The organism is Allomuricauda ruestringensis DSM 13258 (assembly GCF_000224085.1).
Classification (GTDB): domain Bacteria; phylum Bacteroidota; class Bacteroidia; order Flavobacteriales; family Flavobacteriaceae; genus Flagellimonas; species Flagellimonas ruestringensis.
Map to the genome: position 1 here is coordinate 2,807,752 of NC_015945.1, position 14,273 is coordinate 2,822,024.

Annotated in this window: 13 protein-coding genes; 12 read left to right on the top strand and 1 reads right to left on the bottom strand. The window is 42.1% G+C overall.

The features are described from left to right. The first annotated feature begins 1 nt into the window (after window position 1). From MURRU_RS12600 to MURRU_RS12670, 12 genes are all read left to right on the top strand, one after another. On the top strand, window positions 2-628 hold the full coding sequence (locus tag MURRU_RS12600) for a conjugal transfer protein TraK (RefSeq protein WP_014033855.1): 627 nt from the start codon (window positions 2-4) through the stop codon (window positions 626-628). After that, window positions 609-1,556, top strand: a complete 948-nt coding sequence (gene traM, locus MURRU_RS12605; protein WP_014033856.1) for a conjugative transposon protein TraM — start codon at window positions 609-611, stop codon at window positions 1,554-1,556. Before MURRU_RS12600 ends, traM begins: the two co-directional genes overlap by 20 nt. Before the next feature lie 10 nt (window positions 1,557-1,566). Continuing rightward, window positions 1,567-2,364 (top strand): DUF4138 domain-containing protein, encoded by a 798-nt coding sequence (locus MURRU_RS12610; protein WP_014033857.1) that lies wholly within the window; start codon window positions 1,567-1,569, stop codon window positions 2,362-2,364. 120 nt (window positions 2,365-2,484) lie between these two features. Next, a complete protein-coding gene (locus MURRU_RS12615) occupies window positions 2,485-3,141 on the top strand; it encodes a response regulator (RefSeq protein WP_014033858.1) in 657 nt (218 codons plus the stop codon). A gap of 271 nt (window positions 3,142-3,412) precedes the next feature. Beyond that, window positions 3,413-4,759, top strand: a complete 1,347-nt coding sequence (locus tag MURRU_RS17425) for a T9SS type A sorting domain-containing protein (protein ID WP_014033859.1) — start codon at window positions 3,413-3,415, stop codon at window positions 4,757-4,759. A gap of 10 nt (window positions 4,760-4,769) precedes the next feature. After that, complete coding sequence (locus tag MURRU_RS12630) at window positions 4,770-6,848, top strand: AHH domain-containing protein (protein WP_014033860.1); 2,079 nt, start codon at window positions 4,770-4,772, stop codon at window positions 6,846-6,848. After that, window positions 6,826-7,539 carry an imm11 family protein gene (locus MURRU_RS12635; protein ID WP_014033861.1) on the top strand — a complete coding sequence of 238 codons (714 nt, stop codon included), beginning with the start codon at window positions 6,826-6,828 and terminating at the stop codon, window positions 7,537-7,539. The genes MURRU_RS12630 and MURRU_RS12635 overlap by 23 nt, the downstream gene beginning before the upstream one ends. A 577-nt stretch (window positions 7,540-8,116) precedes the next feature. Beyond that, complete coding sequence (locus MURRU_RS12645; protein WP_014033862.1) at window positions 8,117-9,367, top strand: site-specific integrase; 1,251 nt, start codon at window positions 8,117-8,119, stop codon at window positions 9,365-9,367. A 356-nt stretch (window positions 9,368-9,723) separates the two neighbouring features. Further along, complete coding sequence (locus MURRU_RS12655) at window positions 9,724-10,272, top strand: RNA polymerase sigma factor (protein ID WP_014033864.1); 549 nt, start codon at window positions 9,724-9,726, stop codon at window positions 10,270-10,272. Further along, window positions 10,253-10,522, top strand: a complete 270-nt coding sequence (locus MURRU_RS12660) for a hypothetical protein (RefSeq protein ID WP_014033865.1) — start codon at window positions 10,253-10,255, stop codon at window positions 10,520-10,522. Before MURRU_RS12655 ends, MURRU_RS12660 begins: the two co-directional genes overlap by 20 nt. Before the next feature lie 20 nt (window positions 10,523-10,542). Next, the gene (locus tag MURRU_RS12665; protein WP_222835036.1) at window positions 10,543-11,172 is read left to right on the top strand and encodes a ClpP family protease; all 630 of its coding nucleotides are present in this window, start codon (window positions 10,543-10,545) and stop codon (window positions 11,170-11,172) included. A gap of 407 nt (window positions 11,173-11,579) precedes the next feature. Next, entirely contained in the window at window positions 11,580-13,376 is a 1,797-nt protein-coding gene (locus MURRU_RS12670) for a ParB/RepB/Spo0J family partition protein (RefSeq protein WP_014033867.1), read from the top strand. Between the two features lie 47 nt (window positions 13,377-13,423). Here MURRU_RS12670 and MURRU_RS12675 read toward each other — a convergent pair whose 3' ends face one another. Further along, on the bottom strand, window positions 13,424-14,182 hold the full coding sequence (locus MURRU_RS12675; protein ID WP_014033868.1) for an SOS response-associated peptidase: 759 nt from the start codon (window positions 14,180-14,182) through the stop codon (window positions 13,424-13,426). Between the last annotated feature and the right edge of the window lie 91 nt (window positions 14,183-14,273).

Sequence of the window (14,273 nt, forward strand, 5' to 3'; positions counted from 1 at the left end):
AATGAAAACACCCTATAAAAACATATTCGATGTTCTTAAGCTTAACCGCTTTATCGTGCTGGGCACGATCATCGGGGCCGTACTGACCTGTATCGTTTCGGTGCTGATGGTCATCAAGCTCCACAGGGAAAGTATGGACAATGCCTTTGTGGTCAACGGGGATGGAAGCGTGATTCCGTTAAAAATGGTCTCCCAATTGGAAAACCTCGAAGTGGAGGCCAAGGCACATCTGGAACTGTTCCACGGCTATTTCTATGGAATCGATGCCAGCAATTATGAGAAAAACCTTGAAAAGGCACTGTGGCTGGGCAACAGCTCGGTGGATGCCCTCTACAGACAGAAAAAAGCGGAAGGGGTCTATAACCGTTTGCTTCAATATTCCCTGGTACAGAAAATACGTAGCATTGCATCCAAGGTGGACCTGCAAACGGAACCCTATAGGTTTGAGACCGTCACCGTATTTGAGATCAACCGGGGGTCGGTCACCGATACCTATGAGCTGACCACCACGGGGAACCTGATCCATGTATATCGGAACTTTCCGAACAACACCCATGGCCTGTTGATCACCAACTTTTTTGAAAACACTTTAAAAAGAATTGAAAATTATGAAAGTAGAGAAAAATAAGATTGTCTTTGCGGCAGTCATACTTTGCGTGGTCCTGTTCATTGTGGGCTATGCAATGATGGCATTGGGCGGGGACGAAGAGCCAAGTATTGATATTAACCAAATTCCCGTGCCGGAACTGGGGGAGGAGCAGGAGCAGTACAAAACCAAACTGGAGGCCCTGGATGCCATCAAGGAAGAGCGGCAGACCAACGCCCCGAGCATTTATGACGAGGGCTTCTTGGATTCTACGGGTGTATACGACCCGGACCTGATGGAAAAGAAAAAGATGCGGATCATTGACAGTATCTACAACGAAGGGCGCATTGATTACTCGGAAGGAACATACCGGAATCCCAAGACAGGGAAAGTGGCATTGGGCAATACCAAACGGGATACGGCATCAACTTCTAAAAAAGTTGATGACAAAGACCCATCCATTGAAGTGAAGGAATTGGGACTGGAGCACCAGTTGTTCTTTGCTTCAGATCCCATGGAACAGCCCTTGGAGATGAATGGAACCACGAATGCCCAGATCCTGGTCAGGGTGGATGGCACCCAAACGGTACGCCAGCATTATCGGTTACGGATGCGGCTCTTGGAAGATGTTATGATCAATGGAACTGTGATTCCAAGAAACACGGCCATTTACGGATTCGTGAGATTTAAGCCCAACAGGGCAATAATTGCCATTAATAGTATCGAGCATAGTCCCGTTAGATTGGCCGCTTACGATTTTCAGGATGGCAGTGAGGGCATCTACATCGAGAACAGTTTTCGGGCGGAGGCCAGGCAGGAAGTGGTGGGGGATGCCATTGACGACATCAATATCGGTGGAGTGCCGCAGGTAAGGAGCATCAAATCACTTTTTCAAAGGGACAACCGACAAGTCAAGGTGACCGTCATGGACAATTATCAACTCATATTAAAAGTCCTTAAGGGACAGTAAAACCAATCTTATGAAAACAGTAATTATTATATCGCTATTGGCATTCACCAGTTCATTAAGCGCACAGAAAGTTTTGGATACCATCTACGCCAACGAGCATAAAAATGTGGCCCTGTTCTTTCCAAATCCCATCCGACAGGGCATTGTAGGTTCTTCAAATTTCGTGTTTACCTATAACAGGCAAAAAGAGCAGCACTTTGGATTGTTGCAAGCAAGGCCGGGAGAGGAGAGTAACCTATTGGTGTTGACCAAGGGAGGTAGGGTGTATTCATATATCCTTAAATACCAAAAGGAGCTTAATAAGCTGAATCGCTTCGTGGCCGGTTCTGAAAGCATTGGAACTGAGAAACCACTCGTAATCCCAAAGGAACTGGATAACAGGCAGCTTGACAGTATTACCGAACTTAGGGAATATTTTCAACGTTTTTGCAACTACCTTTTAAAGGCCAAGAACGAGAGATTGGCCACCAAACGAAAAAGGGGAATCAAGCTTCAATTACAGAAAGTGGCATACAATGGGAATGTGACCTATTTGGTAATGGAAGTGTCAAATACATCAACTATAGATTTTGAGGTGGACTATATAAAAGTTTATAGTGTTACCGGGACCAAAAAGAAGAGGGCATCCCAGCAAAAATTGGAGATTATGCCGATACATCGATACAAAATGCCCCCTTCTATCAAGAAGGGAGAATCCAAAAGGTTCGTGTATGTATTGCCCAAGTTCGTATTGGACAAGGGAGAGCATTTGGAAGTGGAATTGCATGAGTTAAGGGGGCACCGAAAGATAGTGCTCATTGACCGTTGATGATCCAATCCATGGCATCGATGTGCCATTTGTTGCCGATTATACATTGATGGTTTCCGGTTATAACGCTTTTGGTAACTTAGTAGGTCCCAAAACCATTAACTAAACCTTGCCTTTGATTTGGAACCAAAAAGAGTACTGATCGTAGAGGACGAGCCCTTGACCTGTCATGCCCTTAAATTGGCATTGGACGATATTTCACAAAAGGACCCTGGCCCAGAATTTGAAGTTGCAATCTACCATACCTATGGTGAAGCCCAAGATTTCATTAGTTCCAACAACATGGTGCATCTTGCTCTATTGGATTTCACGTTGGGACCCGATACCAGTGCCACAGGGTTCAATCTTGCCAAACTTTTAAGAGCATCGGCTACCAATGCCAAAATAATATTCCTCACGTCCATCAGTGATCGGCACCAGTATTACACCATTTTCAGGGAGATCAACCCAGAAGGCTTTATTATCAAGAGCGAATTGGATTTTAAGGGGATTGAAGGAGCCTTGACCAGGGTAATTTCCGGAGAAACCTATTTCAGTCCATCGATCCAGGATTTTTTGAGAAAGGAAATGTCAATACCGAAGGAGGTCGAGGATGTGGACCGACAGCTTTTGTTCCTGTTGTCCAAAGGGGCCGGTACCCGTGACCTTTCAGAGGAACTCAAAATGTCCCCTTCAGGAATCGAATGGCGAAAACGAAGGCTTGCCAGGTTGTTTGGACTTGAAAGCGGACAGACCCTTCCCCTTATCGAAAGCGCCAAGACCAAAGGTCTTTTATAGTGAAACCTTAGTAAAACTAAGGTAAATACCTTAGAAATTCCAAGGAGCCACCGTTGAGTGAAAAAGTAAATTTTGATTTACCTTGCCCCCATATTTCAGAACCAAGAACCTCATGGTCTTGGGACTGAAAAGAGCCCAATCTACCAACAAAACCTAACCAAGTATTTATGGTACATGGCTACTTTTTACACCCTAAAGGGAACCTACTTGATTCCGACTTTATTTCCATTTGGTTTAGAAAAAACCGGAACAAACCATTAATCCATATCATATGAACAGAAATCCGATCATGGCACTTATTGCCATAGTATTATGTATATCCCTCCATGCGCAGGAAGTGGACAACGATTCCATTCTGAAATCCGTAGAGGACTATATCTACCTTGGGGACCTTGACAGAAGGGAATCAAAGCGTGTTTTTACCAAGGTAAAGGAGCTTTCAGAAGCAGGGGATGCAGCGGCTACATGCCTGCTCGGTATCCTGTACAAAGACGGTATTGGGACCCAGCTAAGTTTTGATAGAGCCCGGGAGCAGTTCAGGATAGCCCATGAAATGGGCAATGCCAAGGCCAGCTACAGTTTGGGTTACCTATACCTTAAAGGCTTGGGGAACATCTCTCAGGATTATACCAAGGCCGTGGAATGGTTCACCATAAGCGACCACCCCATGGCCAAGCACTGGTTGGCAAAGATGTACTATTTCGGATATGGGGTTCCGAAGGACAGGGCAAGGGCTTTGGACATCTTAAGCAACAACCCCATTTACAATAGTGAGGTACTATTGGGCCAATTGGAAAATTTGGATGTAATAAAGGATTCAACTGCTCAAGAGGAAATAGAGGATGGGGAATTGTTTGAGGCCATGGCCGATGGGCAAAGGGAAATCCTTTCCATTGCACCAACTGAAATGGGAACCATTCCGGAATCCATTACAGGAAATTGGAAAGGCCAATGGGTGGAAATGGACTGGTCGGGGACATGGATGATCCGAAATTTTCCCGCAAGTTTGACCGTTGGGGAGGTTTCTGATGTCTACGGAACCGTGGAAAGCACCATTCAAGTAGGAGAGAGTTCCACGACCAGCGAGGCCATTTGGAGGAACGGAGATCTGACCATTTTTGATGGGCAGGTGACCATCGAGAAGCAATTTACCGACCATCCCGATTATACAACCCTCGATTACGGATTAAACTCTATGTCTTTTACCGTGAGGAATTTGGAGGGTACTGATTACCTATTGGGAAGATTGGAATCACAGATTCTGAATTGGTCAGAACCCGGTCCACCGATATTGATGGTACTGACCCGTGAAGGTACCCCGATTTCCGAAGAGGCCCTGGCCGCCTTTGCCGAACAGGGGGACAGCTTTATCAAACTGTACCCGAATCCCTTTATGGATGACCTTCTTATCCATTATGGACTGGAATCCGATGCCCATGTACAGGTAAGGCTCATGGACTATTATGGTGGTGCCAATGTGGAAAACGTGGCCAATGGTTTTCTAAGGGCAGGTGAGCATGTCCATACCATTTCCAATGGTTCCCTGAAATCTGGAATCTATGTCGTTCAGGTCCAAGTCAATGACAGATTGTATACAAAATTGGTAATCAAACGATAATCACAAAAAAATGAAGAATCTATACATAACTATATTATTTCTTTCGTTCTTCCTATTAGCGGGGAAAGCAACCTATGCCCAGTACGAACTGCATTATTATGACAAGCAGGCTGCCATCGATGCGGAAAAGGCGGATGTCTCTGGCACTATAATTAAAAAACCAGTGGCCAAGACCGAGGAAAACCCCTTTAATTTTGAAATCACATATAATAACATGCAGGTTTTGCTTGATCTGCAAAGTGCAATTTCCATAGCACAACAAAAAGCGGTGGATGATTGGTTAAAAAAACAGGAGGCCAATTTCACGAAGGAAATCAATAGGCAATTAGGAACGAACCACACAGATTTTGGAACTGCTCAGAAGGCTTTCTTCAAGAATTTTGAAAAGAATTTTAGAAGGGTCGAAACACGCGCAAGATCGGTAGCGTATAGCCATACAAAGAAGGCCAATGGTTTCGACGAGGAACAAGAACAGTATACTTTTGAGCTAAACCTTCTTGATGAATGGGACCAAGTAAAGGGAACTTGTGGATCATACGTAGAACACCGAATAGACTGTTACTTATTTGATATCAATGTCAGAGGGGTCAATTTGGGCCGAGCTAGTGGAGCCCAGCTCACAAATGTTAAAAATCAGGCCACCAAGGATTTTGCTGATCCGGAATATAATTCGGCATTAAACCGTTCTTGGGCACAGGGCTTGATTAAAATAATTAACAATGGGAGTTTGGTCAGTACTATGGCCGGCAAGCATTATTCTTATTATAGACAAAAAGGACTTCAGGACAGGATATTTCTGATGACCGCCTACTTGACCCAGTACAATAACCGTAATTCAGGAGTTATGTCGGTTCCGATTTCAAGATATAACCTTCCGCAGTTCTGGGAATCCACGACACTTTTGAACTTAGGTAAAAAGAATGCCCCAAGCTTATCGCTTGATGCCCTGGTCTTCAATGACGCCTATGTTACAGATGTCCTGAACAAGCAAGCCCAAGGGGTTGGTCCTTACCCTGGAAAATCACCAGGCCAGGTGGCGGCAATGTTCAACGATATCAAAGAGAGGGTAATCGAGGAGCACAAGGATGAGTTTTACACCGAGAGCGAGGCGGGACTGACCTATAAATTGGACAAATTAACGGATGGGTTTCTACCCTCCAATGGTTCGGGTAAATTGGGAGGTTTGGATGCACTGTCCTACAATACCTATGTTTTGGATGGAAGGGGACCTAATAGATTTTACCATCTCAATAATGGCGGTTGGGTTTATCGTTCCAGTTCCCCAAGAAAGGGGATAAACGGGGGGAATTCTTTTTCAGAGCCGAGCCTAAACGATGATGGTTACTACTATTACATTTATAACAAGGAACTTGATGGGTGGCACGAGCTCCTGATGCCTGCTAGTGGTTACAGCACAACCAGTGACCCTTACTTGGCCCAGGTATTCTGGAAGGGCATGAAAGGCGTTGCTAGGTACGCCCTTCCATTTGAGGATGTTGTGATTCTTGTCAATGGAGAGGATTTTGATGGGAATGAGGTCAGCCGAGTGGAAGCAGGTGTTTGGTTGATAATTGGTTCAGTACCTGGTGGAAAAATACTGAAACCAGTGGCAAAGATTACAAAAGCCGGACTGAAAATATCTGCAAAAATGGTCAAAGTTGGAAGTAAGACCGTAAAACTATCATTCAAAACGGTAAATGGTCTTGTTGAATTTGGAGGCAAATCAAGGTTCCGTGAAATTGTCGGTGCAATATCAGGTGAAGAAGCGCACCATATTATTCCTTGGGCTTGGCGCGAAAACAAGGTTGTGCAAAAAGCAGCAGAATGGGGATTTCACATGAACGATAAAATCAATGGGATAGCACTAAAAAAATACTTTCAGGGAATAGGTGGTGTCCATGCCAACCACCCTGCCTATAGTGATTATGTGCTAAGGAGATTAAATCTTTGGGCCAAACAAAACGCTAGTTTTACAGGAAAGGATGCGGTTTATTTTCTGGAAAAGGAGTTAATCCCAGAATTGTTGGAGCTGATTGAACGAGCAGAAAAGTCTGGTTTAAATTTGAATGATTATTTTAAAAACTTATAGTATTTTGGTTTTTATGAAATACTCAAAATTTAGTCATTCAACAGAAATATCACAAATTGGGATTTTTCCACAGTGTGAGTTAAGCCGCAATGTCAACCCTAGGGCTCCAGATGGGATATATAATGTTCCTTACAACGAGTTTCCTGATTTCATACCAAGAGTTGAATTCGATTTGGCCCCTAAAGCTAAATGGACGGATATAATGACATCGGGGGCATTGAGCCACGGATATATCGTAAGCGAAAGAGTTAAAGAAATATTCGAAAAGCACAACTTGCCATCCCATGCATTCTACCCAGCAAAAATCCATTCAGGAGATTTATCGAAGGATTATTACTGGTTTCATTTCTTCAATAATGATTTCTGGAATTGGGTTGATAGAGAGAAATCTGAATTGTACTTGCGGAGTATTTTTCCTGAAGAACGGGATGATATTATCATGGAGGCCAATTTAAAAAAGGATAATGAAGGGTTTATGGAGATGGCACGAAATAAACCAAGTTTAACTGATTACTATTGGGAAAAATTGGTTTTCAATGAAAGTTTTCCAGACCTCGATATTTTTACGACTTTATCTCCCAGCATGCATGATGTTATTAGTAATCGACTTTTAACTGGCTTAGAAGATGTAGGTATAACTGGATATGAGGTTAAGGATTTCTGTATAGAGGAAAGTAATTTAAGGCTTTGAAATTGACTGCAAAAGGAAGTTTATCCGAATTTTGATAATCAGAATACCGTTGGAATTTGAAGAGGAGTTTATTCGAAAATTCATGAAAAATTGGGTCTCCCAAGTATTCTTGTAAAACATTCAATAATATAACTTAATGATTAACAATGCATAGGAATATAGGGTTTAATAAAATTTAAATTTCTTTGTTTTCATTTGTGTTAATTTAAAACCATTTGGTATATTTGCAGCCGTGAAAGACTCAAGTTTCACACGAAGATGTCCTATAGGATGTCCTATTTTGGAATACAGAACATAAACATCTGGTTTATATGGGGTTATGGTCAAGGGTTCAAGCTCTGCCACCCCGACCAATCTAGCAATAGATAAAAATAAAAGCACTGTTAATCAATTGATTTTCAGTGCTTTTTGCTTTTTATGCATTTATCTGATATCATTTAAGACCAAATAATAGGTGTGCAATCAGGTGTGCAATTCGGTGTACAGCCATTTACTTGAATTGTCCTATCTTTAAAGAGCTTTTGGATATGATTTGACTTTCGATTCAACATTATTGTTTAACCAAAGTCATTCAAAAATGAAAGCTAAAAACACATTCGCGGTAAGCTTCTTTACCAGAAAATCAAGGAGCGTTGCAAACCAATTATCCATTTATGTCCGCATTACCGTGGACAAAAAGCGCTCGGAAATCAGTCTCAAACGTAATGTTTCCACTAAAAATTGGGACAATAACAGAAATCGAGTTAAAGGAAGTTCCCAGCCAATAAGGGAATTGAATTCTTACTTAGAGAGCGTATATGGGGCACTGTTAGTGTGCCATAAAGAACTATTAGAAGAGAACAGGGTGGTTACATCAGAGGCCATCAAATCACGTTTTCTCGGGGAGGATGATCATAGCAAGACCTTAAGGGAACTCCTTTGTTACCACAACGAGAAGATGTCCGCTGTCCTTAAAGAAGGTACTATGAAGAACTACTATACCACGGAAAGGTATCTGCACAGATTTTTATCCAAGGAAAAAAAAGTGGATGATGTATTCCTCAAACAATTGAACTATGCCTTTGTGACCGAGTTTGAATACTACTTACGTAACTATCGAGACTCAAATAAGAAACTCTCATTGGGGAATAATGGAGTCATGAAGCATCTGGAAAGATTCAAAAAGATAATCAACCTTGCCGTAAAATTGGAGTGGATGGAGAAGAATCCGTTCAACCAATTTCAATTAAAGTATCACAAGTATGATAGAGAATTTTTGGACGAAGTGGAACTTGAATTATTACAAAGTACCGAGCTAAAAAATGAACGTTTGGAGAAGATAAGGGATTGTTTTGTTTTCGCCTGCTATACTGGCCTTTCCTATGTGGATGTGAAAGAACTCTGTATGGAGAACATTGTTAAGGGAATTGACGGCAACCAATGGATCAGTACCAAACGGGAAAAGACGGACAAGCCTGTCAAAGTTCCATTAATTCCCCAAGCAAAGGCGATTTTGCAAAAGTATAAGAATATCAATGGGACTGGACCGAAAGTGGGGCTATTGCCCATAAACTCGAACCAAAAGACCAACGCCTATCTAAAGGAAGTGGCCGCAGCATGTGGTATTGAGAAGCATTTAACCTTTCATGTGGCCAGGCATACTTTTGCCACTACGGTAATGCTCTCCAATAATGTACCCATTGAAACGGTCTCCAAGCTTCTGGGGCATACCAAATTATCCACGACCCAGATCTATGCCAGAGTAGTGGAGTCTAAGATAAGTGAGGATATCGATGATCTTTTGGTTCGTTTCAAGAGAAAGGAAAGCAAAAGAAATACTGGAACATAAATAAGGTTTGCACTGTTATAATTGAAGTGTGGATGGGATGGTTATTGAGAGCCAATTAAAGTAGCTAATTTGAACTACCCAATGTTTTTTGCAATGGTTTGTAAATCATTATCTTGGGAACGTTGGATAGTGCTCTATTCTTTTCAGTGAAAATGGTATAGGCTGCCTTTTTTTCGCAAAGTTGGAAACAAGACCCTTTAATTGCAGTACTTTTTCCGGAATAAAACTTTTCTGTGGATTGGTTCAATGGGACTGTAACTATATTGTCTCGGCTATCCATTCATTTTCATTTCTTAAAATTTTTTTAGTGATATTCTCATTTATTTCTACACTATACTAATAGAGACCTTGAACAAATGGAACTAAAAGAAAAAACTAGCGTTAAACAGGGAACTGCCAAAAATATGAGGGAAACCTATGAAGCGGCTTTTCCAAAAGTTGCCCGATTTGTAAAAAAAATGGGGGGTTCGTTAGACGATGCAAAAGATATTTTTCACGATGCAATGGTTGTTTATTACGAACTCAAATCAAAAAATGAAAATAATATCCATACCTCCGAAGTAGCGTATATTTTGGGAATAGCCAAGCACATGTGGATTAAAAAATATAATGGCCAACGCATTCACGTTTCTTTAAACCTTATGGAAAACCAGATTGTGATTCCAGAAGATTATAATTTGGGTGTACAGGATAAAAAACTGCTTAGCTTACTGAGTTTGACAGGGAAAAAGTGCATGGAATTATTAAGGACCTTTTATTTCAAAAGAACAGCATTGGATGAGTTGACCAAGGTTTTGGGGTATCCAAACAAACACGCTGCAAGCGTCCAAAAATATAAGTGTCTAGAAACGTTAAGAAATTTCGTCAAAAAAAACGCTCTTTCGTATGATGACTTTAAAAAATAACACCGAATTAATAGAGAAATATATTGAAGGTTCCTTAAACCCTTCCGAAAAGGTATTGTTTGAAGCAAAACTTATTTTAAGCCCTACGCTTCTAGAACAGTACCATTCACAGAAAAAGGTTTATGAAATGGTTAAATCATACCATCGTATGAAGCTAAGGGAGGAATTGGAAACACTGCATGGAACGATATTCAGCGATTCTAAAAATTCTAGGTTCAAACTTAAAATTTATAAGATATTCAATTTATGATACAGTCCAATTTGATCCCAATGGTAGTTGATAATACGGGGGCAGGGGAAAGAGCTTTTGACATTTATAGTCTTCTTCTAAAGGAACGTATTATTTTTCTAAATGGGCCCATAGAATCAAAACTGGCAGGGGTTGTTATAGCCCAACTTCTTTATCTCAATAGTGTGGATGGTAAACGTCCGATAAACCTTTATATTCAAAGCCCTGGCGGAGAAGTTTACTCAGGTCTTGGCATATATGACACAATGAATATGCTGACCGCTCCGGTACATACTTATTCAATAGGATTTACAGGAAGTATGGGTACATTCTTGTTAAGCGCTGGTGCTAAAGGGCACAGATATGCGCTTCCGCATTCAACCATTCATATGCACCCAACGGGAGGTGGGGCCAAGGGCTATACGGAGGACGTGCGCATTGCCACAAGGGAACAGGAACGCTTACAAACCCAAATCTTTCATATAATGGGAAGTAACTCCAATAAAACGTGGAAAGAGATTGAAGCATTTTTTTTACGGGACAAATATTTAAATGCCATTGAAGCCAAAGCATATGGAATTGTTGATGAAATATTGGGTGATACAAGTAATCTTGTTGCTTTGAACAGAGAAGATTTTAAGGTGAGCTTTCTTTCGGAGGATAGTAAATAATGACAATTCAACTAACTGACCTATATTGAAATTGTATTGAAAGGGCCAAATGGCCAAACCGTTCTGGGCCTTCGACAATGTCTTTATCAAAAGGCCGTGGAGAAACATAACATACGAAAAGATTTACTAGAGCCCACCATTTGATTGGGACTTGAAAAGATTGTTCATTGCACCTTTCCAGCAAACCTTTGGCCGATGGCCATTCCATGGGACATCTTTATTTTGGTTTTAATAGCTAAGGATTCCATCAATATTCATCGAAAGATAAACCCGCAAAATATTTCTCGGACAAGGGACGGCATAAAACCGTTCCTGACCTCACTATTTATTCCGTTGCCTTGCCGCTCCAAAATTTTGTCTTCCGTTTGGACCATACTCAAATATTGTTTAACCAAAATCCAAAAATCATGGAAGCACAAACAAAACAAAGAGCGACCCGAAAGAAAAGCAAGGGGCAATCAACAAAAAGACCGGAAATCAAAACTGCTAGAAAAGTAGCCGTAGCTCCACAAATCCAAATACTGGACATCGGATTAATTTCCCCCGATCCCGACCAACCGAGGAAAACCTTTGATGAGCAAAACCTGAATCAGTTGGCCCAGAGTATTTCAGAACATGGGGTATTGCAGCCGATCACGGTCCGTAAATTTGAGGAAGGCTATACCATTGTTATGGGGGAACGAAGGTATCGGGCCAGTAAATTGGTAGGGAAACCGACTATTCCTGCCATGGTCAGGGAGTTTGCGGACAACGATGTCCTAGAGGTACAGATCATCGAGAATCTGCAACGCAAGGATGTGGAACCCACAGAGGAGGCTGAGGCCATCCAGTTTCTGTTGGATCGGTACGAACCTTCAGAAATTGCCAAACGTCTAGGCCGTTCGGAAAACTATATCCGGCAGCGTATCAAATTAGCCAGCTTGATTGAAGGATTTAAGCCCTTTGTACGAAATGGGGAAATGACCTTGGGCCTTGCTGTGGCAGTGGCCCTGTTTGAACCAGGGGAACAGCAGCTGATTCTGGAGAGCCTAGAAGGTGATTTTCAGCCTCATCGAGTTAAACGGATGGTTGATAGCCGGACCTTTGATCTGACCAGGGCCCCCTTTGCTTTGGACGATAAAACTTTGGTACCCAAAGCAGGGGCGTGTACTATGTGTCCCTTCAACGCTGCCAACCAAGGGAACCTATTCGGGGAAGGAAAGATGGTCTGTACCCGGACATCCTGTTTTGAGAACAAAAGGACCAAGACTTTTATGAAACTCTTGAAAAGAGTGAAAAAAGAGGGATTGAAACTGGTGCCCAACATTAGTAAATACTGGTTGGATGAAGAACGCAACCAATGGGTCATGGCCCAGATGGAAAAAGAAGGTCTTCAGGTACATTTGACCAATGAACTGGAAATTTTAAAGGAGCCTGCCGAGCCTACTCTGGAAAACATTAAAGAGGAACATCGGCACTATGAATACACCAAAGAAGAATTGACCGAATTCTTAGACGAGGCCAAGGAATCTTTTACCGAGGAAAAGGAAGCTTGGGACAATGCCATAGAACATGGATTTGAAAAGGGTATCCTACTGGAAACGGACACCTATTTGACCCAGACCATTTTTGTGAAGGTCAGGGAGGAAGTCAATCAAGCAGGTTCAGGCTCCAAGCCCTTGGAGAAACGAAAGATGGCCGAGTGTACTCCAGCCGAACAGATCATAAAGATCAATTCCCGGGAACTGCGAAAAAAGCAGATTGAAAACAACCACCTGTTCAAGGAGGTGGTGGACATGATTCGTGAGACCAATTATATCGAACAAAAGAAAGCCCTGTCCAAGGATGAAATGGTGGCCATCTGCATTTCATTGTTCGAGAACAATATTGGGTTTTACGCCCAAAGAGAGCATTTTGTGGGATTTCTTGGGGATGATACCAAGTTATCTTATGAAGATTCGGTGGCGCAATTCAAAAAGGACTTCAAAAAGGAGTCGTTTTATAAACTACTTCGGTACCTGTTGACCAGACAAGTGCATCTGGGGGAAAGCAACCATACCAATGACCTGACCAATCAATCCTTCTATGTGGCGATGCAAAGCTTTTACAAGGACAATATCTCCGTCATTGAGGAAACCTATAATGAAAAGCGCAAAAAGCGAGAGGCACGGATAAAGGAAAGGGTGGCAGCGTTGGAAGAACGGGCCAAGTTGTTGGAAGAATAGTTGAGATATATTGAGGGGCCTGGAAACAGGTCTCTCTTTTTTTATGGTCATCCATAGGAAATGGAAACCTCCTCGTAGTCCACTTTGTCAATGATGCCTGCATAGTTGGAATCTACACTTCTACTGTACAGGTCCTTGGTGACTGGATAAGCTTCCAAATCTCCTTCCCATAGATCGTCATCGATAAGATCTTGAACATCGGATTCATTATTGCCATTATGTAACCAAGCATCTAAATTTTCATCATCAATGATCACCGGGCGTCGTTTCTTTTCATTGTGGATTTCTTCAAACATAGGAGTGGCATCCTTGGTCAATACAGCAAAGGTCCTCCGTCCATCTGAGGTGTTGGTATAGATGCCTGCAAGATATATGGGGTCACCGTTCTTTCTATGGAAGTAAAAAGGTACTTTAAAGTCTTTGCCCTTGACCTTCACTTTGGTATTGTGGGGTTCGAAGAACCCATCCACAGGAATGACACACCGCTGGTTCTCCCAACAGTATCGGTACACGAAATGGTCAAAGAGCTTTTCGGATTTTGCATTCAGCCCACCAAAGGTCTTTGGGTTCTTGAAATACTCCGTGTAATTTTCCTGCTTTTCCTTTGGGGGCATGATGCCCCACATCGCTGGGAGCAGGTTGTTGGGCTCTTCCTGGCCCAAGGTCCACATTACAGGATGGCTCCAACCGTTGGCATGGAAATAAATAAGTTCCAGGTCGGTGTCGAGATCACCGTACATGGCCTTGACGGATAACAGTTTTTCCAGCTCCTTCCGTTCCCGGGTCTGTCTGGTCGAATAGCACATCTTGAGGTTGATTTTTGTAGCAATAAGATACGCAAAATTGTTAAAGTTTTGAAATGGGTTATCCCTTTCCGTACATTTGGATATTTTCCAA

What these genes read in the sequence shown, in the direction of transcription:
- MURRU_RS12600 (WP_014033855.1), top strand. Translation starts at nt 2, where the DNA reads ATGAAAACACCCTATAAAAACATATTCGATGTTCTTAAGCTTAACCGC.
- traM (WP_014033856.1), top strand. Translation starts at nt 609, where the DNA reads ATGAAAGTAGAGAAAAATAAGATTGTCTTTGCGGCAGTCATACTTTGC.
- MURRU_RS12610 (WP_014033857.1), top strand. Translation starts at nt 1,567, where the DNA reads ATGAAAACAGTAATTATTATATCGCTATTGGCATTCACCAGTTCATTA.
- MURRU_RS17425 (WP_014033859.1), top strand. Translation starts at nt 3,413, where the DNA reads ATGAACAGAAATCCGATCATGGCACTTATTGCCATAGTATTATGTATA.
- MURRU_RS12630 (WP_014033860.1), top strand. Translation starts at nt 4,770, where the DNA reads ATGAAGAATCTATACATAACTATATTATTTCTTTCGTTCTTCCTATTA.
- MURRU_RS12635 (WP_014033861.1), top strand. Translation starts at nt 6,826, where the DNA reads ATGATTATTTTAAAAACTTATAGTATTTTGGTTTTTATGAAATACTCA.
- MURRU_RS12645 (WP_014033862.1), top strand. Translation starts at nt 8,117, where the DNA reads ATGAAAGCTAAAAACACATTCGCGGTAAGCTTCTTTACCAGAAAATCA.
- MURRU_RS12655 (WP_014033864.1), top strand. Translation starts at nt 9,724, where the DNA reads ATGGAACTAAAAGAAAAAACTAGCGTTAAACAGGGAACTGCCAAAAAT.
- MURRU_RS12660 (WP_014033865.1), top strand. Translation starts at nt 10,253, where the DNA reads ATGATGACTTTAAAAAATAACACCGAATTAATAGAGAAATATATTGAA.
- MURRU_RS12665 (WP_222835036.1), top strand. Translation starts at nt 10,543, where the DNA reads ATGGTAGTTGATAATACGGGGGCAGGGGAAAGAGCTTTTGACATTTAT.
- MURRU_RS12670 (WP_014033867.1), top strand. Translation starts at nt 11,580, where the DNA reads ATGGAAGCACAAACAAAACAAAGAGCGACCCGAAAGAAAAGCAAGGGG.
- MURRU_RS12675 (WP_014033868.1), bottom strand. Translation starts at nt 14,182, where the DNA reads ATGTGCTATTCGACCAGACAGACCCGGGAACGGAAGGAGCTGGAAAAA.